Below are 21644 nucleotides of genomic sequence, written 5' to 3'. Positions count from 1 at the left end.
GTTTTCCTCCTTACATACTCATTTCAAATTCTTCTTCAAATTCGTCACATTCACTTTCTGACGGCTCAATGTGTTCTTCGGGTACATTTTCGACTTGCGTGCTGTTGTCGCTTACAAGCTCGACACGTTGCTCACGGGCGGCTTGCCGCTCCAGCTCACGTTTTTCTTTCAGCTTTGCCCTTGCAGCAATTCCATCCTCAGGGTGCCGCCAGGCAATATCGCCCTCAAGATGTTTCAGAAGATGTGTCCTGCAATTCTTGAATTCTTCACCTATCAGTCCAAGATTCAAAAGCCATACCCTAAAGCTGTACCGCATATTATCACTCTGCGAAACGTGAGGAGAGCAGTATTTCTTGGTCATTGCCGCATTGCTTATGGCTAACGCAAGCACTATCTGACTTCTTACCTCTCCTGCGTGAAGAGAACCGTTGTACGCTCTTATCTCATAATGTCCGTGCTGAAAAAAGCTGTGCAGATTGCAGATCACATATCGGCTGTTTGAATAATGCTGAAACTGCTCGCTCATTCTTCCACGATACCAAAGCCTTTTTATCTCCTCCATATCTTTGGGCTTCTTGCGGTTTATGTCCTCTATGAACTGCTTATTCATCTTGTGACAGTAGCTTTCACGGGCAGATGATACCTGCAAAAGCGGTATGTCTTCATATTCCAACACAGGAGAGTTCATCTCCACGCTGTAAGACGTAGACGCTCTGTCTCCGTTTGAGTTATAGCAGTTGATACTGCCGTCATAAACTATCGCCCATTTTCTGTTTTTTGAGTCTGTCACAATATATTTATCATAGTACCCGCCCTCGTGTTCAACACGCCCGTCAAGGACATTTGCCATAGCTTTTGCCGCCTGACTTCGTGTAAGTCCAGTCATTTCGATCTCAATGCCGTATTTCCTCGTTTTTATGCCGTCAAAGTTTGATGACAATGTTACACCTCCCAACAAAAACAGCCTGCGAATATATCGCAAGCCGTTTTTTTCATATCATTCAATTTCCTCTCTGACCTCATACCCACCTTTAAAGATCACCAGTATCTCCGCCTTGTTCAGAACCTTCACACATTCTATCAGCTTTCTGATAAGCACATTATCAAATGTTTCTAACTCAAACTTTTCATGCTCTATCATATCTATTATCTTATCAAGCTTGGCTTGAGTTTCGGCGGAAGTTTGATTTTTTGATTTCAGCATTGCAAGTCTTTCACTCAGGCTTTGCTCTTCCTCATATAGCTTTTCAAACTCGCTGTCCAGCTTGTCCTCATCACAGCCGCCTGTTGCTATGAGGCTTATCAGATCATTTCTTGCCTTGTCGATCTCTTTAAGCCTTTTTTCGATCGCTGCGATCTCTTCCTGCCCATGACATTCAAGCACATTGCTGATATTCGCTTTTAAGATCTTTTCAACGTCGTTACCACAATAGTAGTTATTTATCGCTCGTACTATAGCTTTGTGGAGCTGTTCTTCCTTTATCGTTGGCGAATCGGGACAGTATCTTCTGCCGTGTTCCAGCCGGCTTATACATCGCCAAACTATTAACTTTTTCTCTCTTGAAGTCCACGTTGTACGGCGGTAAGGCGTGCCGCATTTTCCGCAGATAAGCAGTTCCGTAAGTGCATATTTACTGCTGTATTTTCCTTGTTCGGTGATAGTTTTATCTGATACCTTTCTTTTTGAACTTCTCCTTGCAAGCTCCTGCTGAACTCTATTGTATGTGTCACGGTCGATTATGGGTTCATGATGATCTGTCACAAGATACATCGGGCGTTCGCCGTAATTTTTTACGACCTTATGCGTAATACAGTCAAGCGTATATGTCTTTTGCAGGAGTGCGTCACCTACATATTTTTCATTTTTCAGAATGCTGCGGATAAGTGATTCGTTCCATACTTTATTTCCCTGTGAAGTCAAAATGCCTTTGTTCTCGAGGAGCTTTTTTATCCTGCTCATGCTGTATCCGTCGAGAAACAGCGTATATATCAGCCTTACTGTTTCAGCCTCTTCGGGTACTATCTCCGGTTTTCCGTCTTCACCTTTTTGGTATCCGAGCAGATATTTATACTGAAACTGCACCTTGCCCTCACGGTAGGCTTTTTCTTTGCCCCAGCTTACGTTTTTGCTTATGGATTCCGATTCTGCCTGTGCAAAACTTCCATACAGAGCTATCATAAATTCCGATGTCATAGTTAAGGTGTTTATGTTTTCTTTTTCAAAGATAACGCCGATCCCTAAGTCTTTAAGCTGTCTGACATATTCAAGGCAATCCACGGTATTTCGTGCAAATCTTGATATTGACTTGGTGATCACAAGATCTATCTTTTTGTTCCTACACATTCTTATCATGCGGTTAAACTCGGTTCTTTTCTTTGTCTGAGTTCCGCTTATACCCTCATCTGCAAATATCCCCGCAAGCGTCCATTCCTTTTTTCTGTTGATAAGATCGGTGTAATATGCGATCTGGACCTGATAGCTGTTCTGCTGTTCTTCCTGAGCCGTAGATACTCGGCAGTATGCCGCTACTCTTAACTGGTGGTATTTACTGCGACTTTCAGCTGTCTGCACTTTCGCAGGTATAACCGTTACATTCGGCGCTGTGGACATTTTTGTCATTCCTTTCAGTAATGTTTTTGATGTGTACTCCGTTGATAAACTCAACCTCAATGGTGCAAAAATGGCTTATCCAGATTCGTGAAACACACGCTTTGAATAAGCCAATATCTAAGCTGTTTAATTGTTCATGACCTTGAAGTAATTCTTTTAGTTTCTCTGTTTTCTGCGGACTGTCATTGTAAGTGCAGCAGTCATACTTCATTTCAGCAAGCTTGAAGATCTCTGCTTTTACTCTGTCAAAATCAATCTGCGAAGAATCTGTCATCTGATTGATCTCATTTTGCTTACGGACTATATCCGCAGTAGGTGAATATGTGCTTATCTCGCCGCCGGATTCCAACAAACTCGGATTAGCTATTGCCGAGTTCAGAACAGTCAGAACTGCCCCTATTATCATTTGGTCTGTAAGCCTATATTCAAGCTTGTAACAATCTGGATTTCTGCAATCCCAATGCTCATACTTTGAATTGCCGCCTATCCGTGAAAGTCTGTGACCGCATTCGGTACAGTATGTACGATTTCTGATTTTCTGTAAATCATCGGATATCAAATTTATGGTTGTTGATTTCTTTACTCGCTTTTCGTTTGCTCTCTTGAAAATATCCTCGGTGATCAACTGCGGGTATGTATCATTGCCTAAATACTTATCATTTTCAATGATCCGCTTGACCATATTTTTGTTCCACTTATCCGAAACAGCATTGTAGCGAATTTTCTCTGTTTGCATAAGCTTTGCAATCTCAGACAAACTTCTGCCTTTCAGATACTCGTCAAATATTGTAACAACTGCGTATACTTCTTTGGGTTCGGTTGTTATCTCACCGTTTTTCATACAGTAACCGAATGGGATTGTACGATTCTTTGCCATGACGTTGCCTCCTTTCAGACTACAAGAATATCACATTTTTCCCTGAAAAGCTATTACCAATAGCAACAAAAAAATGCCTTGCGATTTGACTTGCAAGGCATTTAGATTCAGTTATAACAACTTTTCATAATCTCGTCCGGAATACACAACTCTCGCTATCGTTACAAGCTTTTTATCTTCGTCTATCCAGTAAAACATAATATAATTATGAACTATAAGCTTACGATACTCATGCTTCAAAGGCTTGACCGGAATATACATCGGACACTTATACGGCATATTTGCCAAATCTTCGGCAGATTCAGCCATTTTCTCCGCAAGTCTTTCAGCGGCATCCGGATTTGCAAGCTTTACGCCGATATATTTTGCAATATCGACCATATCGCGTCTGGCAATCGGTAAATATTCAATCGTATACATTATTCTCCTCTCGCCGCCGCTTTCATTGCGCTGAGAACATCCTTTGAAGAAAAACGTTCGCCTGTTTCCTCAGCTTCTCTTTCAGCTTCTGCAAGCTTGAAATACACGTCGCTTTCAAACTGCATTTTCTCAAAAGCCTCCATACTCATAACGACCATATCGCCATATCCGTTTTTAGTGAGGAAGACGGGTTGTTCAGTTTCATGCACGGTTTTTGAAATATCCGCAAAATTGTTTCTTAGATCCGAAACGGGTCTTATCATATTCATATCCATAATCATCGCCTCCTGAATATATTTTATCATAATTATGCTAAATTGTCAATGTGCTTTATACATTTTCTTTGAATTTTAATCCGCCGATCAAATGAAACTCCAACTCATGTTGATCTATAACCACAATCTTCTCAACTATACTCTCAAATGCCGTTTCTTCAAACTCTGTCATAGGATTTTCTCTTTTCTCAAAGAAGTCGATCAGCATATCTATCTGATCAAGTGTTTCGTCCTCATCGTCTGAGCGTGTAAGCTTTTTCAGTTCTGCTTGCAGTTTGTTGATCTTTGCCGTAAGCTCAGTAGTCTGCTCAATGTATTTAGCCTCGTCAAGAAAGCCTTTTGTTTTAAGTCTTGCAAGGACGTGAGTTTGTTCTTTGAGCTTGGCTACTTCTTTGTGTATATCCATAACCTGAGTTTGACCGCTGAATTTTTTCAGCTTTAAGTATTGTAATGCTGTTTGAAGAGGTATGAGAATTTGAGTATAATTACTTATCAGCTTATTGCATATTCTGATAAACGCATAATAAATATCGCTTTCGGGTATGCGTTTGGAAAAACATTCACTGGCTTTCAAATCATGTTTTCGGCATGACCAGTAATACTTATCACGGCTTTTCTTTCGTATATAAGTACTGCCGCATTGCCCACACTTCATTATTTTTCTCAGAACACATTTCTGTTTTTCAGTTTTGTAGAATATCTCGCCTTTTTCTGACATAAGAGCTTGTACTTTGTCAAAATCATCTTGTGATACTATCGCAGGATGAGTATTGACTGCATAGTATTTGTTACGCTCACCATTATTCTTATACCGCTGAATGGGCAGGGTAGTGCCTGAATATGTTTTTTGAAACATTGTATTTCCGGTATATTTTTCATTTGTAAGTATGTATGTTACCCCAAACATATGCCATTTGTTGCTCCTTTTACAGCAAGGAGTATTAAAGTGATTTAGTCTGTTTACTATTGATATTATTCCATAACCACTTAAATACCATGAAAATATATTCTGAACAGTTTGTGCCTGAGCAGGATCGACCACAAGCTTTCCATTTTCTTTGATATATCCGTATGGAGGGCATGACAGCTCAAATGTACCGTTTTCCATTCGCTTTTTTATGCTCCACCGCATATTCTGTGAAATCGAAGTGGACTCCTCCTGCGCCAGACCGCCCATGATGGTGATCATCATTTCGTCGGTCATATTGGCAGTATCGATATTTTCTTTCTCAAAAAATATTGTAATCCCAAGAGCTTTAAGTTCTCGGACGCTTTTTAGGCAGTCTTTGGTGTTTCGGGCAAATCGGCTGATAGACTTTGTATATATCCTGTCTATCTTGCCTTTCCGGCAGTCGCTTATCATTCGCTGAAATTCATCACGCTTGTCCTCACGAGTACCTGTTATTCCCTCATCTATCTAAAAGCCGTCTCTGATACAATTTTATTTTTACAGAAAAACGGGTTCAAATTTCTCGGACGGGTTCAAATTTTGTAACCTTTCCGTAGATAAGGCTCGGAATTTTCAATTTTATCATATTGCTATCAGAAACTGGCGTTATAATGGTTTCTGATATTTTTTCTTTTTTATCCGACACTTTGGCGTTCTCAATTGTATTAGTAGTGAAAGGAGGGCAAGGCAAGATGTCAAAATCTTTGTTGCGTACGGACAAAGAGATTGCGGAGATCTACAAACGCCACAGTAAAACTGTTTATCGCGTCTGCTTTGCTTACATGAAAAATCCTGCTGATACCGAGGATGCAGTTCAGGATACATTCTTCCAGCTAATCAAGAGCGGTCCCGCTTTTGAAAGCGAAGAACACGAAAAGGCATGGCTTATCAGAACTGCCACGAACATTTGCAAAAATGTCCTGCGGCATTGGTGGCGCAGACACGAGAACATCGAGGATTTCTACAATCTCCCCAGCTCAGAAAATATCGAAACAGATGATATTTTCCAAGTGGTTATGGAACTCCCCGAAAAGTATAAGACCGTGGTCTATCTGTATTATTATGAAGGATATACCAGCGTGGAAATCGCAGGCATCCTGAAAAAGCCGCAATCGACAATCCGTAATTATTTGCACGAGGCTCGTGCCATCCTCAAAGAAAGGTTAGGTGATGATTTCGATGAAGAACAATAAAATCATTACTTCTTGGGACAAAATCGAACCGAGCGATTCTGCAAATGATCGTATGCTTTCTGCGATTTTAGAGAAGAACCGTTCTGTTCATGACAGAAAGGATAAGGTGAACTATATGTCACAGAGAAAGAATTTCAAAAAGTTCCTGATTCCAGTTGCCGCTTGCCTGGTAGCCATAGTCGCAGTAACAGGAATTGTTGGCAGCAATATGGGATGGTTTGGTTCTAAAGGTTATACTGTTAATCTTGCAAACGGTGACTCCATTGTCTATCACATCGGAAGTACCAACGTGGCAAGTATTCATGTCGGCTATCCCGTTTCATCGCGTAAACTGACAGATGCAGAATTGGACGCCATACTTCCTGAAACCACTGAACGAAGATCAGCCATCGGAACTTTCCGAGAGGAAAACGGGGAGCTGCTCCGAGTCGAAGGAAAACTCGGTGATGCGACAATCATATTTGCCCAGGATAATTTTCCAATAAGCGATGTGGTTCTGGAAGGAAACGAAAGCAGCTCATCGGTAAACGGAATTCCTGTCACTACGGGATACTTTGTTACCAGTCCCAACAGCAGAGGTGAGCAATCCGCAATATTCTTCGCTTCGTTCTCTATTGGAAATACGAATGTCTATGTGGAGTGTTATGGAGACAAAAGCGATGCAGATGCGGTAAGTCAAGAAACGGCAGATTTGATTTTCAGCATCATAACAAAAGGTGAGCCCGATTTTTCGGCTATTACAAAGTAAGACAGAAAAGCTCCCCACATCGGTTCAAAGTGAGCCGTTGTGGGGAGTAATCTTTATACTCGGATTTCCAATCCGTTATGGAAGGTAACCCGGATGTCATCTTTGCCGTAGACCGTGATGAAGTCGCACATTGCGTACCAGGTGCCTTCCTCAAAGTAATCGACCTGCTCCGGCAGCGACCGCAGCACCTTCATGAAGTTCTCCATCATCTGTCTCTGAGCCTGCCGCTTAGTTATCGCCGACTGCGTTTCATCCAGTTTTGCCTTTGCTGCATCGAATTTTGAAACGTCATATTTATCGCTCATCCTTTCGGAGTCTTGGCGTATGGTTTCTTTGGCTGCCGAGATTTCATACCAGCCGTGTGATTAACGTGCTTGCAGAGTTGATATTCAATTTTCAAGATGCTTAAGGAGCTTTTCTTTCCCCTTACACTTGTATAGGGGAAGAAACAAGGAGTTTAACAACCGTTTTTTATTGAGATTTTAAAAATTTGTTTAGTCTGCACAAAATCCTATGTTTCTTTTTGTGCACATTTTGCTGTGATGTATGTAATATATCAGCAACTTCCTGCTCGGTTTTGCCACAAAAATATATCATGATAATTATTGAGTGCTCATCATCAGGTAGGCTAGCAAGACATTTATACAGCTCCGAATATTCCGCTTGTCTGATAATACACTTTTCAACCGAATCATCATCAGTACGAAACTCCTTGAAATTTTCAAGTTCTCCGTTAATGTTTCCTTTCAACGCAGAGAACTGGATCTCGTGCTTATAGAACGACTTGTCATTATCTTCAATATTCCACTGCGTTCTGTCGTAATATGTACGAACCGTTTCATTCACCTCGACTTCAACGTATTTCTTGGTTATCGTGTCATAAACACGAACCGTATTTTTACTCATTCTTTATTCCTCCGTTTTGATTTTCTTGTTCTGAATCAAAACGAAGGCTTATGGATATTTGGCTATGTATTGCTGCCAGTATTTAAAAATTGGCATAAAAATAGACCTTTCTGCTTTTAAAACAAAAAGGTCTATAAAGAAAAAGGAGTATAACTTTCGGCTTTAAAAGCTTTTGTTATACTCCATGATTTCAAACTATATTAAGGTGATAGTTATAAAACTTTATTGATATCTAGGGTTTATTTCTAAAATAAATGGTTAAAGCTGTAAGATAGTACCCGTTACAAGCTTTAACCATTTATATATTATTACTGAACAATTCTGACAGACAAAGCCGCTTTGCATAGCTAAACCCAATCCGAATTTTAAGCGTATACTATAAGATATAAATCTTCAAAAACACTTACTGAGTTGGGTATAGTATGGCATTTGGTTCATCATGGTGAGCACTTACCGAGGAATTTAATAATTCATCTCTGACCAGCATCAGAGTGTGCCCTGATAATATACTATCAGTATAATAGCTGTTTCCGTAAACAAAATATATTGCGTCGCCTGACTGTATGTATCCGGTTATTAACACAAAATGGCTAACCCCGTTTTGTGTCATTATTTGTCCGTCTTGTTGTTTAACCAATACAATGCATTGATGACCATTATCAACCAGTTGTTTGATTATGTCCGATGGTTTTTGGTCACTGTCATAAGCATTGCTTAGCTCTATACCATATGCATTTTTCGCCAGCTTTTGTATACTCTCAGCCGACATTCCTCCACCGGTGTCAAGCAATGTACCTTGATCACCGTAACCGTTCTCTTCTGAATAATCAAGCAGTTTATCGTAATTGAAAAATTCATCACTTCCGATATTTTTGCTGTTTGAAAGCATATACACACATGCTACACCACAGGCTGAATAGCCGACTCCCATACTGTTAAGCTGAGAAATCACGCCCAACTTTATAATATTTGTGCAATCAATAACGCATGAATATCCCTCGTTTACCAAGACGTAATCCTCTCGATAATCTATCTCAATATACCCTTGATATATTTTGGAATATCTGCCGGTATATAATCCGCCTATATTACCGTCTGCGTAGTCGAAAAGCACCGTTTCATTTTCGTCCGGAGCGTAAAAAGGAGTATTGTCATTGACTAAAAACAAATACGTTTCTTGATCATCATCAGCAATTTCCGTTTGACTTTCGCTCGAATTCAGTGCGGATGCTGTTGATGTTACATTAGCCTGAACATTATCTGATTCTGTTTTATTTTTCGTTGTACATTTACTTATGAGAATCAAAGGAATAACAATGATGACAGCTATCAGCATTAATGTCGGAAGCGTTTTGTGTCTGTTTTTTGATGTCATTTTCCGATTTTAACCTTTAATATATCCAAGATATAACCAACCGCCTACACTCGGAGCGTATGCCCAATCTTTGTTTTCCTTAGTAAACAACAATTTCGTACCATAAGAAACTGTTCCAACTATCGCTGAACTCGTGCTACTGGATTTTCGCACATTTAAAACATCACAATTAACCGTACCATAAGCATTTACGGTAATATTACCGCCATTGCTTACGATAATGTAGTTGCCGTCCTGCATTTTTCCAAAAGTGTTGGAATTCTTAATAACAAAGCTCACAAACTTTCTTTGTTCGCCTTTATTAACCGTTCCAACTTGGGTACTCATACTTGTGCTGCTATATATCTTAAGATTCTGGTTGAATATATAAATATCATTATCAACCCAAAGAGTTCCCATTGTCAATGGTGTTGTGCCGCTGCCACCACCTGAACCCGTGATTTTTGATTGATCCTTGGCTCTTAAAACACCATAAACATTGGTGTAATTATGTCTGATTTTCATCATAGGTTCATTATGACCATTTGAATTCTGTTCATAACTATAAAAATACGATGTATCACCTTCACCTGTACAGATCGCAACGTGTCCGTATCCTCCGCCTACGTTAGTGTTCCATACCATAATGTCACCTTTTATAGGGATAAAATCAGGTGTATTCGCTATACGATTAAAGTTTTTCTGAAGTTCAGTCGTATATGCAGTCCAATTTGCATAGTACTCATAGGCATTTCCCCAAGCACCTGGATTCAAACCGAACACTTTATTTAAGTACAGCTTGATTAAATCAACACACTGCACACCTGCAACGCCATCGTAGTCAGTTCCAACTCCATTATACTTATTTACAAACTCCTGATATGTCATTTTTATTCATCCAGTTCTTTTTGTTAACGATTGTGAATTATTCTTGTTCGTGACGAATTTCTATATTTTATTGCTGCATCGGACTCACCCTACCTTTACCGTCAAAAAGCTGTTTGTACATTTATGGACTTAATTTTTGCTTACAAATAAATCCAATATCTTATTCAACGCTGTCTTTTTCTGCGAGATTTGCTCAAAAGCGGCGTGAGTGTCAAGCCCCTCGAGAGTCTGATAAGCGACTTTATACTGTTCGGGGGTGTATTCCAGCGTCTGTTTTGTTTCGTTTATATACAGCAAAACGCCGTTGAGGAGCAGCAGAACGGCGAAAATTGCAATAGTTGTGCGTTTGCAGAACGCTTTTATCAGTTCGTTTACGAAGATCATTAGCTCGCCCCCTCAATCGAAATAGTAGAGGTAGAGGTCCTCAAGGTCGGGCTTGCAGGTTTTGCATTCGTAAGTTGGCGGCTGTTCGCTGATAACACGGACGTAGATATTTTTCTCGTCCTTTGAGATATTTCCCACCTTGTATTTTGCGGAAATTTCGTCCAGCATACTCTCGTCGGCGGTTATCTCGAACACTTTGCCGTCGATCTTTTCGCAGAGGATATGAGGCGCACCGCTGTCGATTATCTCACCCTTTTTCATCAGCAGAACTTCTTTTGCGATGAATTCGATGTCCGAAACAACGTGGGTCGCGATTATGACTATCTTGTCAAAAGCGATCTGCGCCACGAGGTTTCTTATGCGGATACGCTCTTTCGGGTCAAGACCTGCTGTGGGCTCGTCAAGGATAATGACTTTCGGTTCGCCGAGCATTGCCTGTGCGATAAGGGCACGCTGTTTCATTCCGCCCGAAAAACCGCCGAGCCGTTTGCCGCGGCTGTCCTGCAAGTTGACAAGGTTGATTAGCTTTTCTATCTGCGGCTTTGCGTCGGCTTTTTTCATACCCTTGAGGGCAGCCATATAGTAGAGGAAGCGCTCGAGCGTGAAGTTGGGATATATCCCCTGCTGTTGGGGCATAAAGCCGAGGATTTTGCGAAAGTCTGCGCCCATTGTGCTTGTTTCAACGCCGTCAAATCTCACCGAACCTGACGTGGGTTTCAGATTGTCGGTGATGATATTCATAAGGGTGGACTTGCCTGCGCCGTTCGGTCCAAGCAGACCATATACGCCTGCCGTAAACTCGTAATTGAAGTTTTCAAGAGCGGTGAAGTTGCCGTATTGTTTGGTGAGGTTTGTTAGGGTGAGGGTCATTTTGAGTTCTCCAATTCCGAGACAGCTTTCTTCTCATATGCAGGCGTACTGCCTGTTCTGATAATAGCCTGCCCGTCCTTTATGGCGGCAATATCATATGTATCCGTGAGCTTTGAAATGGTCTTGTCGCTTTCTTTGAAAAGATACTGACTGTTCTCGCTGTCTATGAGCGCATAGCCGTTTATCGTTGCGATATTGGTCACGTTTGAGCCATCATCAATGCCCTCGATAGTCTGCTCTTTGCCGCTTTTGTCAAGATAGCATGGCTTGCCGTCTTTCACATAGTAATAGCAGTTATCTGATATTGCAGACGGCTCAGACAAAGCGTTTTTCTCAACTTTACCTCTTGAAATATCATAGGAAAGATACTGGTAATCATACTCCGCCTTATCGTTATACTGCTCGATAGCTTCACTTTCAGACAGTCCGTTTTTATCAGCAAAGTCCTGCAAACGTTCCATAAACGGACGATCATCTGCCGCCTTTGATGTACGGAAAATGAGCTTATTATCCCACAAGCCATACACCCACGCACCGCAGCTATATCCCTGTGTGACTTCGCCTATATTATTGACTTTTCCGCTGTCAAGAGCCACCGAAACCAACTCCAGTGACGGCTCTAGTTCTTTAAAATCCTTGTCATAAGGCTGGTTAGTCATGACAAGATACGCTGTGCTGCCTACTATCGCCATTCTATCATAATCATTATAGCTAAGCCCGTCAATCTCAGCGACCTGCTTTTCATTAGCACCATTTATGTCAGAACAAAACATCATGGTATTTGTTGCATATGTTCCGTCATCTTTGGTTATTATATCGGAACTTCTCAGATAATAGAGCCTTTTATTGTAAATAAAAGGGTGATCGCCCTTGCCATATGCAGTGCAATCAGAACCCTCACGATGTTTGCAAGAAGGGTCGTCGCACACAGGGCTGTCCTCAAGGGTTGTCATATCCACAAAGTCAAGACGTGAATTTTCCTGCGTGGAAAAGCAAATGTTATTGTCATAGTCTGCACATTCATAAACAGAAACTATCCTCCACTTATCTGCCTGTGCGGCGTTGCTGTCCTTATTTTTATCGCTTTTACCGCAAGCGGTCAGGGTCATAGCTGCCGCTGACAATATGCTAATTATCTGTATTGTGTGTTTCATTGTACTCCTCCAGCTGTCTGTTTACCTCGTCAAGAATATCCTGCAAGCCTGCGGAATTCAGATCATCGTTCAATTTATCTAAATATTCTTTACCTGTTTTATATTCCTTAGAAGGAAAATCAGAATCAATAGTCTTTAAAACCTTATCAACAGCCAAAATTTTATCAGAAACATTTGTAGTGTCAAAACAAAAGCCAACACTCTTTGATAATTTAAAATCTGTTATTGCCTCGTGGTACTTTTCATTTGAATTAGGGTCATTAACACCATAAAACGGGTATCGTATCAATCTGTTTTCGACACCCATTGTATTATAATACCCATATGGTTTTATGCAACCATTTATAATGTCATAATCAGTACCAAAACACAAGAGATCATTCAACTCTTTATTTGTCATGACCTCGCAGATAGCGTCAAATGCAAGATACTTGTTGTCTGATAACGCACATATGCCCAAAGCTTTTGAAGAAGTATATATTTTATTAGAGTATTGCGGATATATAGTGTATGATTCAGTTGAGGCATAGCTCGTTTGCAAACCGTATTCTTGGCTCGTTTTAAATTTGTTGTTTGTATAGCCTCCGCATAATGTAGAATTTATAGAGCCAAAATATGTATCTATATCATTTATATTATCATTGACAGGGTTAACCATAACGTCATTTGTGAAACCGTCGGATATGATATTGAAAAGATTTTTTGCATAATCGGTTTCGTAAATATTCACGGCGTGACCATTATCATCGATGCAAATATTATCTGTTATAAAATCATAATTTGAGTATAATTGCATAAATCCGAGCATTCCTGTGGTAAATTTCCAACCTCTGGATTTGCACAGATCAATAACTTTTTGGAGTGATGTATCATATTTTCCTAAAAAATCATCAAGATTTATACTGCTTTTATCAACTAAATCAGCATTAAGCTCATATCCAAGATCTTCTTTTAAGCAAGACAACGAACCGTCGATACCGTAAATTGTGCCGTTTATCATTAAACTCTTCCAATAATTTGTTGACATTTCGGCGTAAATTTTCTTACCGCACTCGGTGTTTTCAAGGTATGTATTTAATGGTTCGAGAAAATTATTGTTGACACAATTCTGATATGGATTATAGAATGTATCAAAGCCTTGATATTTAAGCCCTGTATCAATTATATCGAATTTCTCTCTATTATCAAACGCATCTGACAATAGTTGTGCATATGAGGTTATAAAGTTAGAGTTATCATCTACCATATCAACGTCATATGTAAGATTTTTGAAACACAATACATAATTTTTATTGTGTTCAGATAAATACGAATTTACTTCATCTTCATATCGAATATTTTGGTCACTTACCCAAACAAGCACAGACTTATTGGGATATTGTTCTTTGATTTTTTCGTATCTTTTCTCAAAACTATAAATCGGAGTATCGTCTGAATAATAGTATTCAACTTCATCATCAAGGGTATCATCTGTTTCATAAGAACTTGTATTGTCATTTGAACTGTAATCTGAGATCTTGCTTATTGAGGAAATATCAGAATTGCTTGCACAACCCGTTATCATTAAACAACTTAGAATTATCGTTAGTCCAAATCTATATTTTTTCAATATACAACACTCCTTCGTTCAATAATTCGGGCATAGCTTTCACTATGCCCAAATAAAAACTAATTAAGACACATATGATTCTGTTTTATTTAATGTTCTTTTAGAGTAACCAGTTGCTGTATGTGTTGATGTGACCGAGCTCCAACCATGTCCCTTTGTATTGGTCAAATAACACGTTACACCACTGGTCGCACTGCCATTACCATATCATAAAATTCAAAATTATCGATACTAATCTTTTCATTACTTCCACCAAGTCTTTTATTTGCTATAATATACAATTTATTTACACTCAAGTCAAGCAATTTGGCGTGACGTGTAAGTTTTTGTCGTGAAATACAAAAAGAGAACTGTCCACCATATAAAAACCGGCGTAACAGCTCTCTTTTTCGTTATAAGTTTAACTTGTTTCTCTCAATTTGCTATGACTTAAATTTGCCAATACAAAGAGATTTTAACGTTTTACAGTAAAGTTGATTTTAACGTTATCAAACATGTGAACATTTTATCCGATTCGTAAAATTCACATCTTCCCTGATATTTTTCTGCAATCTCTCGTATTATTTTAATTCCCCACCCATGCTTATGGGCATTTAATTTTGTTGTTTTAAGGCTCGGATTTCTTTTTAAAACAGACTCATTTATTGCATTTCTGACTATTATTCTATATATGTCCATTGTTTTACTGATGTCAAGGTTAATGAACCTTTCTGACTCGTCAGTTATTTTTTCACTAGCCGTTATAGCATTGTCAAGCGTATTGCTTAAAATATGAAGCATATCAATATCATCTATACCATCAAAGCTCTTAATGCAGCTGCAATTTGTTCTGATTCCTTCTGTCGCTGCGACTGCAAACTTAGAATTTATAATAGCATTTACAATATAATTGTCTGTATTTACAAAGCTTTCACTGATTGATATAACGTTAACATATTTCTCTATGTACTTCATTGATTCATCTGCGTGTCCTTGAACTATCATTGTATATACAGCGGACAACTGATCTTTCAAATCATGCCTAATCTTTCTTATCGAATCATATTGCTGACTTGCATTCTCTATATATTGGTGACTGTATTGCTCTTGGAGCTTTAAAAGTTCCAGTTCTTTTTTCTGATTATTTTTCACAGAAATAGAATCAATCATATAAAAGATTATAATGTTAACTGCAACTATCGTTAAAATCAATAAGTTTATATAGAGTCTCTGCGTTGAATCAATAGCTATCAAATGAAGTAAGAACATCATAATAATGGATATTGCAAGTATTAATATAATAGCGATCCACTCAACTGCATTAAAGTTCTCAGAAGTCGTTGCCAATAATTTCAGCATCAACTTTACTGAAATAAAGAATAATGCCTGTGTAAAAATCAATACCGTAAAACGAGCAAATCCGGATTCCGTAACTATTTCTTTTATTGACATTGAATTTACTGATGAAACAAAATTAAGCGTAATTATAGATATTAAAGAAATCATAACAAGAGGAACAGTGGCTGCAAACAGTTTTTTTATTATACTGCCTTTTCTGTTCACTAGGGCATAGAGAAACAAAGCCGTTAAGTAGCAGACAATTCCCAGAATGCCCTCAAAAATCGTTAAGTAATTCATTACGGTTATCAGTAATCCGAGCGTACAGAAACACAATGCAAAAGCAATAATGTTTTTCTTAGTGCTTTCTGTTTTCGGAGGCAAAAACTTATATATAAAATAAGTTTCCATAAAACCTTCATAGAAATTTATAATCACTTCAAAAGCAATCCATATTATACTCATTTATATCGTTTCCCTCAAATATTTTGAAAAATCGGTATCAACCGTGTGTTTGTACTTTCTACTCATTGGAAGTCTAAAACCTTGCTTAAAAATAACTTCGTCATTTTTCATATCCAAATTAAAAACATGACTAAGATTAACAAGATACTTTTTATGAACTCTCGAAAAATCGTATTCCGCAAGCTCACTTTCAAGGTCACCGATAACTGCACGTACTTTAATATGAATCTGTGAACCATACTCATCCAAGATACAATATTTCACATGATGATTGTCACTTTCAATATACAAAATGTCTCTGTATTGAATGCAGATTCGCCCATGCTCTTCATCGCTCAAAATTATTTTTTGGTGCTGCTTTAAATAAACAGAAAGCTTGTTTAAAACATTAACAACATCTTTATTTAATCTTGAAACGCTAGACTTTTGTATAAAGTAAAACGGTTGAAATTCCATGCTTCCGTACACCAGTTCATTGTGATTTGTAACAAATATTATATAACAATCCCTTCTTTGTTTTCTTAATATTTCTGCAACACCAAAGCCTGTGAATTCAGGCATATCAATATCCAAAAAAATCACATCAAAAAATAAACGTTTGTGCTGATTCAATAAACGTTGACCATTATTGAAACATTGAACATTTATATCTTTAAAATAATCTCTTGCACTTTCAGAAATTATTTTTTTTAATGTTTCTAAAAAGCTCTCATTATCATCACAAACTGCGATTTTAAGCATATCCTTCACCACCTTTGTATGACATTATATCAAACATTTTTCACTAAATCAATACACCTTTTATTAATTATGTTATAAAATCACTTACATCTGTATATAAACGCTTGGCTTTGCAATAATTGTCACCAAACAATCCGCCATTCAAACATCTATATATTCCGGAATTAATATGATTACTCATAGTTCTGAGCCTGCTCGTCCTTGATACCCAGTGACAGTTTTTTCTGCCTAATCATTCTTCGCAGTCTGCAGTCTGCTGTTTGTTTAAAGGACTTGTATTTCTGTGCATAATCATCTTCAATGCATCTGCTGAGATTTACAAACAGGCTTAATATCGTATTCGCAAGCAGAACATTCTCAAACTTCGATATGTCGGCCAGCATAGCCTGTGCATACTCGTTGCCATCGTTTGCGGACTTAGTAAACCATTCGATAGCTTGTCCCTTATCCCTTGTAAGTCCCGCTGCCCCGAAAAGATAGATCCTGCCAAGCTGATAACTTGCCCAATGATTTTTGGCAGCACAATTCTCAAAATAATTGACAGCTTTTTGTATATCATACTTTTCTTCCTGCAAATACAGCTTTGCAAGTGCATACTGAGTGTACTCGTTATCTGCCGCCAAGAGCAAATATCTTTCTGCTTTGTCCAGCTTTTGAGACATTATCTCGCCTTGCAAATAAATTTTGCCTAGTCTGTAACAAGCAATGACATCTCTGCTGTCCGCACACTCAGTAAGCAAGGCTATTCCCTTTTCAATGTCCTGTTCCAAATGCTCTCCTGAAATATATTCAAGGGCAAGGAATCTTTTTGCATTGCTGTTTTTAAGTTTGACAGCTTTCTCAAGGATTTTTAATGCACTATCTGTATCTTGCGGAATGTGTTCACCTATCAAAAGTGCTTTGCCATACTCAAACAAGCCGTTCTTGTTATTCATTTCAGCTGAACGTCTGAAGTATTCGATCGCTTTTGTAACGTCTGAGTCTGTTCCAAGTCCAAACTTAAACATTTGCCCTAATTTGTAAAACAGATCGTCGTTCGCCATATCATCACTTTCGATTTTCAAAAATCCCGACAAAGCTTGTTTGTAATATCTCTGTGCTGTATCGTTATCTTTGGTTACATACTCTCCATATCTGTACATTTGAGCGATAGAATAAGCCGCATAGGGCTGACCCTGAGAGGATGATCTCTGATACCAAAGAAAAGCCTGTGACAGATCTTTTTCCACACCGCTGCCATAGTAATACAGATTTGCAAGGCTAAATTGAGCAAACTTGTTTTTCTGTTTTGCCGATCTTTCAAACCACTCAAAGGCTTTTTCATAGTCCTGCTCCGTACCAAGACCATAGCAAAACATTTTACCTATACGATACTGAACATATGGCTTTAATTTCTTTGAGTTTGGTTCTATTTGCAAAAATCCCTGCAAAGCCCGTGTGTATTTTGCAATAGACGTTTCTTCGTTCCTTTCGCCAAGCTTGTCGGTAGAATAAAGCTTTCCAAGATCGTAAACAGCCAAAACATTTCCACGCTGTGATTCAGATAACAAAAGTTGTTCAGCTTTCTTAAAATCATTGAGCTTAGCGTCTTTGCCATAGATAAGCTTGCAGGCTTTTTTGTATTGATCGTTCCATTTGATATAGTATTTTATTGCCGCAGCCGATTCATCTGTTTCTGTCTCTGCCAACGGTTCTGCTTCATCAAACAGAGGTGACATACTCTGAGGTGTGTTATCAAAGTATTCATCATTTGGTTCAGATCCTTCAATTTCAGTATTTGCATCAAATGGTTTCATATTAAGTACTGTACGAATTATCATATTCCTGACTGACCTAAACTCCTTGTTGTCAACAAGCGGTGGAAATTTTAATTTTGCAGACGAATAGACATCATGCTTTTGTTGTTCCATTTCGCACCAAAGTTCATACATCTTTTTTATTGATTCGTTATCCGCAAGTTTTGAAAAAATATCATCAACAGTTTTCTTAATATCGGTTTTCATATAACCATAAACTTTTTTGCCCTTTGAACTTTTCAACTGACTATGAAGTTGAAAAATCAATTTACAAAGTTCGTCGTCTCCGCAATCGTCATATTTTAATTCTTCAGCAAGCGACTTCATAAGCGTTTTCGCGTCCGCTTTTAGCAAATTGCGTAAATCTGTTTGTTGTGCATAAAGATGATGAAGCTCGTCCGAATAAATATCATTTGCAAAGCCGCTGCGGATCTTTTCAATACCGTGATTAGTTAAAAAGCCCTCACGTTCGTTTGTTGAGTAAACAATGATATGTACGTGAGGATTGGTTTTCTTATCATGGAAAGCTGCATACCATTTTAGGTTTGCCATATCAATTTTCTGCTGTTTTGCAATGTTGGGGACCTGCCGCTTGACAAGTTCACGCCAGGCATTCAAGTTATCATAACCCATTGCCTGAGCGTTATCTCTGCGGAGAGAAACAACATGAGTCCAGACATTACCGCCGTGATTTGCGATCTCTTTTGCGACTTTTTCAAGGTCAATAGGTTCGTCCGATTGCGAGAACAAACCGTGTGAGCCAAACTTGACTGTGCCGGGACGGTTGGCAAGATAGCCAACGTAATTTTCACGGTTAGTGAGCCTGTCCATGTTTCGATCTAAGATTTCAGATATGAGTGCAGAACCGTTTTTTACAGTGGGATTCTTCTGGTAATCTTCGTACTCGAATAAATCCTTGCTGTCGGGGAAATCCTTAAGCAGAGATAAAATAAGCTCCTGCTGATTTTGGGTAGCAGGAGCTGTTTCGTTATTGGTTGTTGTAGGAACAGAACCCTCACGGGTTGCGATGTATTTTACATAGTTTGCAAGCTTTTTCTTTGAACCGCTTTTTAGGTAGCGGCTTGTTACTATTATCTTTGCTATAGTCTCAACTCCTTACTTGATTATTTTGATGTGATATCACCATCTTTTTAAAATTGTTATTTTTACATTATTTAGTTCGTCACCAAAATAGACAGAAGGTGAATCATTAATCAGACCTTTTCTTGTGTGAAACTTTTTTAAATGATCATCATTTAAGTTCGTTACTAACAGACATACATCATAAGCACCTTTTTGATTTTGTGCTTTGTATTTTTTTTTCAAACAATTATGTTTACATTCTAATTGTTTTGGCATATTATCGTAAAACCATATCATTTTACCAAGTCGTTTCTCAAGAAAACTCATATTTGATTTAGTTCCGATTAACTTATTTGTTTCAATAATTGTTTTTGCATTTTCTTTAGAAGTAAAATGTAATAATCCGTATTTTTTAATCTGTACAATCCTATCTTTACTGATTTTAAAAATTGGTGCATGACTGAACGTCATTATTAGTAATAAGAATAAGACAAAGATTATGAATAAAATAATGAGTATCATAATTCTACCTCCATAAAATCACTAATAATATTATAGCAAAAAAATATAACATGTCAAATTTAATTATAAATAAGATATACTTCAACTCTGCTGATACTCAACCGCATCTTCATAATCAATAATACCGTTGATCTTCCGCACTTCATTTACACACATCGCATGAAGACTTCTTAGAGTTTCATCATCCACATCATTTATTGCCGCAGTCATATGCGACAGCTTTCCAAGTTCAACAGCGACCTTGAACATCAGACGTGCAAGTCTCTGTTCCGTACCTTTGATCTGAGCTTTGACTGTTTCAGTTATCATAGGGGAGATATAGTTCACACTTTTTTCCTCGTCGAGATAGCCAATATAAAATTTAATGGCCTTTTCGATAAACTCACTCTGCGATCTGCAGTTGTCGTTTGGGTAATGAACCTCCACATCTTTCAGCGTTTCGGGATACGCCCATAGTGGAAACTTAACCTTATTCTGAAAACTCACTTTTACCACCTCCAACTCCTGATAAAATGCCGTATTTCCGTGCCTTTTTGCTGATACAACCCCTAAATCTGAAAAAGGCTGAATTTACAACCCCTTTGCCCTAAGCTGTACAAACCTCGCAAAATTGCGGTCGGCTTTGCCGTCCGCTGTGACTGTGTCGGGGCTACAACCCCGACACTTTAACTTGCAATAAAATATTTTCCCTCAAACCCACCCGAAATCATCTGATCCCTGCCATTCTCAAACTTTGCAACAAAACGCCCCAAATTCGCCCCAGCTGCCTTTAGGGTAAAGTTACCACACCCATGCTCTGAAAACGCCACACAGGGCGACACAGTGCGAACCGTGGCGAATTACTGCTCGGACTGCTTTTCCGTTTCGACGGGAGCAGTGATCTTCTGCTTTCTCGCAGGCTTTCTGTCCGACATCATATCAATAAAATCTCTCACATTCTGCGGCACTACTTTGCTGTAGAGCTGTTCAATGTACTTGTCAAGCTCTGCTGCAAGAGTTGTACTTTTCTGCTCAAGGTACATTTCAATAGCCGAGAGCTTTTCTTCGTTTACATTTACCGTAACTGATCTTTTCATTCTATCAACCTCCAATCTGTTATTCTGATGAACTTTCACCGCTCAAACTTTCAATAGCGTCCTCCACCTCCTGAGGATATTCTATCCCCATATAGGTGCACCAGCTTGTCCAGCTGCCATTTGAAACAGGCTCTTTTGTGACATAACCGCAATCGGCAGAGGAGAAAATCACCTCTCCGTTCCCAACATAAATTCCGTGCTGACTTCCGTCAAACACCCCTATCCCGACAACTTCAGGCATAGTATCTATACCGCCTTGTTCGGTATAAACCAATGTGCTGTAAGCAGGATCAAACTTTTTATCGGTCGGACTGTAGTTCAGATATCCCAGCACAAGCCCTGCATTATCCGCATAACGTATTCTGTCAGTTTCGTTTCTTTCACCGATAAACCCGTTCATATATCC

At 38.7% G+C, this 21644-nt stretch carries 22 protein-coding genes and 1 pseudogene; 2 read left to right on the top strand and 21 right to left on the bottom strand.

Features of this window, described 5'->3' with window-relative positions:
* Nucleotides 1–10 precede the first annotated feature (10 nt).
* The 6 genes from KQH97_RS03165 to KQH97_RS08845 form a co-directional block, all read right to left on the bottom strand.
* A complete protein-coding gene (locus KQH97_RS03165) occupies nt 11–940 on the bottom strand; it encodes an amidoligase family protein (protein WP_216552680.1) in 930 nt (309 codons plus the stop codon).
* A 57-nt stretch (nt 941–997) separates the two neighbouring features.
* Nucleotides 998–2611 carry a recombinase family protein gene (locus KQH97_RS03160; RefSeq protein WP_367614653.1) on the bottom strand — a complete coding sequence of 538 codons (1614 nt, stop codon included), beginning with the start codon at nt 2609–2611 and terminating at the stop codon, nt 998–1000.
* Nucleotides 2559–3488: a recombinase family protein gene (locus KQH97_RS03155; protein ID WP_216552676.1), complete on the bottom strand. Its 930-nt coding sequence runs from the start codon at nt 3486–3488 to the stop codon at nt 2559–2561. The genes KQH97_RS03160 and KQH97_RS03155 overlap by 53 nt, the downstream gene beginning before the upstream one ends.
* 111 nt (nt 3489–3599) lie before the next feature.
* The gene (locus KQH97_RS03150) at nt 3600–3908 is read right to left on the bottom strand and encodes a type II toxin-antitoxin system RelE/ParE family toxin (RefSeq protein WP_117859717.1); all 309 of its coding nucleotides are present in this window, start codon (nt 3906–3908) and stop codon (nt 3600–3602) included.
* On the bottom strand, nt 3908–4183 hold the full coding sequence (locus KQH97_RS03145) for a type II toxin-antitoxin system Phd/YefM family antitoxin (protein WP_242989039.1): 276 nt from the start codon (nt 4181–4183) through the stop codon (nt 3908–3910). Before KQH97_RS03145 ends, KQH97_RS03150 begins: the two co-directional genes overlap by 1 nt.
* A gap of 55 nt (nt 4184–4238) precedes the next feature.
* Nucleotides 4239–5588: a recombinase family protein gene (locus tag KQH97_RS08845; protein ID WP_260647692.1), complete on the bottom strand. Its 1350-nt coding sequence runs from the start codon at nt 5586–5588 to the stop codon at nt 4239–4241.
* 236 nt (nt 5589–5824) lie between these two features.
* Here KQH97_RS08845 and KQH97_RS03135 point away from each other — a divergent pair, with 236 nt between their 5' ends.
* The gene (locus KQH97_RS03135) at nt 5825–6325 is read left to right on the top strand and encodes an RNA polymerase sigma factor (RefSeq protein WP_117878543.1); all 501 of its coding nucleotides are present in this window, start codon (nt 5825–5827) and stop codon (nt 6323–6325) included.
* Nucleotides 6312–7073, top strand: coding sequence for a hypothetical protein (locus KQH97_RS03130; RefSeq protein ID WP_117878541.1), 762 nt, complete (start codon nt 6312–6314; stop codon nt 7071–7073). The genes KQH97_RS03135 and KQH97_RS03130 overlap by 14 nt, the downstream gene beginning before the upstream one ends.
* Nucleotides 7074–7126: 53 nt before the next feature.
* Here the strand turns inward: KQH97_RS03130 and KQH97_RS03125 are convergent, their stop codons facing one another.
* From KQH97_RS03125 to KQH97_RS03055, 15 genes and pseudogenes are all read right to left on the bottom strand, one after another.
* Nucleotides 7127–7378, bottom strand: a complete 252-nt coding sequence (locus KQH97_RS03125) for a hypothetical protein (protein ID WP_117878540.1) — start codon at nt 7376–7378, stop codon at nt 7127–7129.
* 166 nt (nt 7379–7544) lie between these two features.
* Nucleotides 7545–7979 (bottom strand): RNA polymerase sigma factor, encoded by a 435-nt coding sequence (locus KQH97_RS03120; protein ID WP_117859721.1) that lies wholly within the window; start codon nt 7977–7979, stop codon nt 7545–7547.
* A gap of 403 nt (nt 7980–8382) precedes the next feature.
* Nucleotides 8383–9354 (bottom strand): C39 family peptidase, encoded by a 972-nt coding sequence (locus KQH97_RS03115; RefSeq protein ID WP_216552674.1) that lies wholly within the window; start codon nt 9352–9354, stop codon nt 8383–8385.
* 9 nt (nt 9355–9363) lie between these two features.
* Nucleotides 9364–10221, bottom strand: a complete 858-nt coding sequence (locus tag KQH97_RS03110; protein WP_215650119.1) for a CHAP domain-containing protein — start codon at nt 10219–10221, stop codon at nt 9364–9366.
* 129 nt (nt 10222–10350) lie between these two features.
* Nucleotides 10351–10605 (bottom strand): hypothetical protein, encoded by a 255-nt coding sequence (locus KQH97_RS03105; protein WP_117878661.1) that lies wholly within the window; start codon nt 10603–10605, stop codon nt 10351–10353.
* A 12-nt stretch (nt 10606–10617) separates the two neighbouring features.
* Nucleotides 10618–11475 carry an ABC transporter ATP-binding protein gene (locus KQH97_RS03100; protein WP_216552672.1) on the bottom strand — a complete coding sequence of 286 codons (858 nt, stop codon included), beginning with the start codon at nt 11473–11475 and terminating at the stop codon, nt 10618–10620.
* Nucleotides 11472–12629, bottom strand: coding sequence for a hypothetical protein (locus KQH97_RS03095; protein WP_216552670.1), 1158 nt, complete (start codon nt 12627–12629; stop codon nt 11472–11474). Before KQH97_RS03095 ends, KQH97_RS03100 begins: the two co-directional genes overlap by 4 nt.
* Nucleotides 12604–14238 (bottom strand): DUF3502 domain-containing protein, encoded by a 1635-nt coding sequence (locus KQH97_RS03090; protein ID WP_216552668.1) that lies wholly within the window; start codon nt 14236–14238, stop codon nt 12604–12606. Before KQH97_RS03090 ends, KQH97_RS03095 begins: the two co-directional genes overlap by 26 nt.
* A gap of 462 nt (nt 14239–14700) precedes the next feature.
* Nucleotides 14701–16020, bottom strand: a complete 1320-nt coding sequence (locus tag KQH97_RS03085) for a GHKL domain-containing protein (RefSeq protein ID WP_216552666.1) — start codon at nt 16018–16020, stop codon at nt 14701–14703.
* Entirely contained in the window at nt 16021–16761 is a 741-nt protein-coding gene (locus KQH97_RS03080) for a LytTR family DNA-binding domain-containing protein (RefSeq protein WP_216552664.1), read from the bottom strand.
* 173 nt (nt 16762–16934) lie between these two features.
* Entirely contained in the window at nt 16935–19649 is a 2715-nt protein-coding gene (gene mobP3, locus KQH97_RS03075; protein WP_367614654.1) for a MobP3 family relaxase, read from the bottom strand.
* A gap of 48 nt (nt 19650–19697) precedes the next feature.
* Nucleotides 19698–20162 carry a hypothetical protein gene (locus KQH97_RS03070; RefSeq protein WP_215650112.1) on the bottom strand — a complete coding sequence of 155 codons (465 nt, stop codon included), beginning with the start codon at nt 20160–20162 and terminating at the stop codon, nt 19698–19700.
* Between the two features lie 81 nt (nt 20163–20243).
* Nucleotides 20244–20648 (bottom strand): hypothetical protein, encoded by a 405-nt coding sequence (locus tag KQH97_RS03065; RefSeq protein ID WP_215650111.1) that lies wholly within the window; start codon nt 20646–20648, stop codon nt 20244–20246.
* A 353-nt stretch (nt 20649–21001) separates the two neighbouring features.
* Complete coding sequence (locus KQH97_RS03060) at nt 21002–21238, bottom strand: DUF6103 family protein (RefSeq protein WP_216552660.1); 237 nt, start codon at nt 21236–21238, stop codon at nt 21002–21004.
* Between the two features lie 19 nt (nt 21239–21257).
* Nucleotides 21258–21644: pseudogene (locus KQH97_RS03055) on the bottom strand (hypothetical protein); the annotation flags it as partial.

This window comes from Ruminococcus sp. MSJ-25 (assembly GCF_018917825.1).
Taxonomy (GTDB): domain Bacteria; phylum Bacillota; class Clostridia; order Oscillospirales; family Ruminococcaceae; genus Hominimerdicola; species Hominimerdicola aceti.
The sequence above is the reverse complement of the archived record's forward strand: the minus strand, read 5'-3'. Positions and strand labels throughout refer to the sequence as shown.

What these genes read in the sequence shown, in the direction of transcription:
- KQH97_RS03060 (WP_216552660.1), bottom strand. Translation starts at nt 21,238, where the DNA reads ATGAAAAGATCAGTTACGGTAAATGTAAACGAAGAAAAGCTCTCGGCT.
- KQH97_RS03115 (WP_216552674.1), bottom strand. Translation starts at nt 9,354, where the DNA reads ATGACATCAAAAAACAGACACAAAACGCTTCCGACATTAATGCTGATA.
- KQH97_RS03135 (WP_117878543.1), top strand. Translation starts at nt 5,825, where the DNA reads ATGTCAAAATCTTTGTTGCGTACGGACAAAGAGATTGCGGAGATCTAC.
- KQH97_RS03085 (WP_216552666.1), bottom strand. Translation starts at nt 16,020, where the DNA reads ATGAGTATAATATGGATTGCTTTTGAAGTGATTATAAATTTCTATGAA.
- KQH97_RS03080 (WP_216552664.1), bottom strand. Translation starts at nt 16,761, where the DNA reads ATGCTTAAAATCGCAGTTTGTGATGATAATGAGAGCTTTTTAGAAACA.
- KQH97_RS03100 (WP_216552672.1), bottom strand. Translation starts at nt 11,475, where the DNA reads ATGACCCTCACCCTAACAAACCTCACCAAACAATACGGCAACTTCACC.
- KQH97_RS03160 (WP_367614653.1), bottom strand. Translation starts at nt 2,611, where the DNA reads ATGTCCACAGCGCCGAATGTAACGGTTATACCTGCGAAAGTGCAGACA.
- KQH97_RS03095 (WP_216552670.1), bottom strand. Translation starts at nt 12,629, where the DNA reads ATGAAACACACAATACAGATAATTAGCATATTGTCAGCGGCAGCTATG.
- KQH97_RS03130 (WP_117878541.1), top strand. Translation starts at nt 6,312, where the DNA reads ATGAAGAACAATAAAATCATTACTTCTTGGGACAAAATCGAACCGAGC.
- KQH97_RS03145 (WP_242989039.1), bottom strand. Translation starts at nt 4,183, where the DNA reads ATGGATATGAATATGATAAGACCCGTTTCGGATCTAAGAAACAATTTT.
- KQH97_RS03105 (WP_117878661.1), bottom strand. Translation starts at nt 10,605, where the DNA reads ATGATCTTCGTAAACGAACTGATAAAAGCGTTCTGCAAACGCACAACT.
- KQH97_RS03125 (WP_117878540.1), bottom strand. Translation starts at nt 7,378, where the DNA reads ATGAGCGATAAATATGACGTTTCAAAATTCGATGCAGCAAAGGCAAAA.
- KQH97_RS03110 (WP_215650119.1), bottom strand. Translation starts at nt 10,221, where the DNA reads ATGACATATCAGGAGTTTGTAAATAAGTATAATGGAGTTGGAACTGAC.
- KQH97_RS03150 (WP_117859717.1), bottom strand. Translation starts at nt 3,908, where the DNA reads ATGTATACGATTGAATATTTACCGATTGCCAGACGCGATATGGTCGAT.
- KQH97_RS03070 (WP_215650112.1), bottom strand. Translation starts at nt 20,162, where the DNA reads ATGATACTCATTATTTTATTCATAATCTTTGTCTTATTCTTATTACTA.
- KQH97_RS03155 (WP_216552676.1), bottom strand. Translation starts at nt 3,488, where the DNA reads ATGGCAAAGAATCGTACAATCCCATTCGGTTACTGTATGAAAAACGGT.
- KQH97_RS03120 (WP_117859721.1), bottom strand. Translation starts at nt 7,979, where the DNA reads ATGAGTAAAAATACGGTTCGTGTTTATGACACGATAACCAAGAAATAC.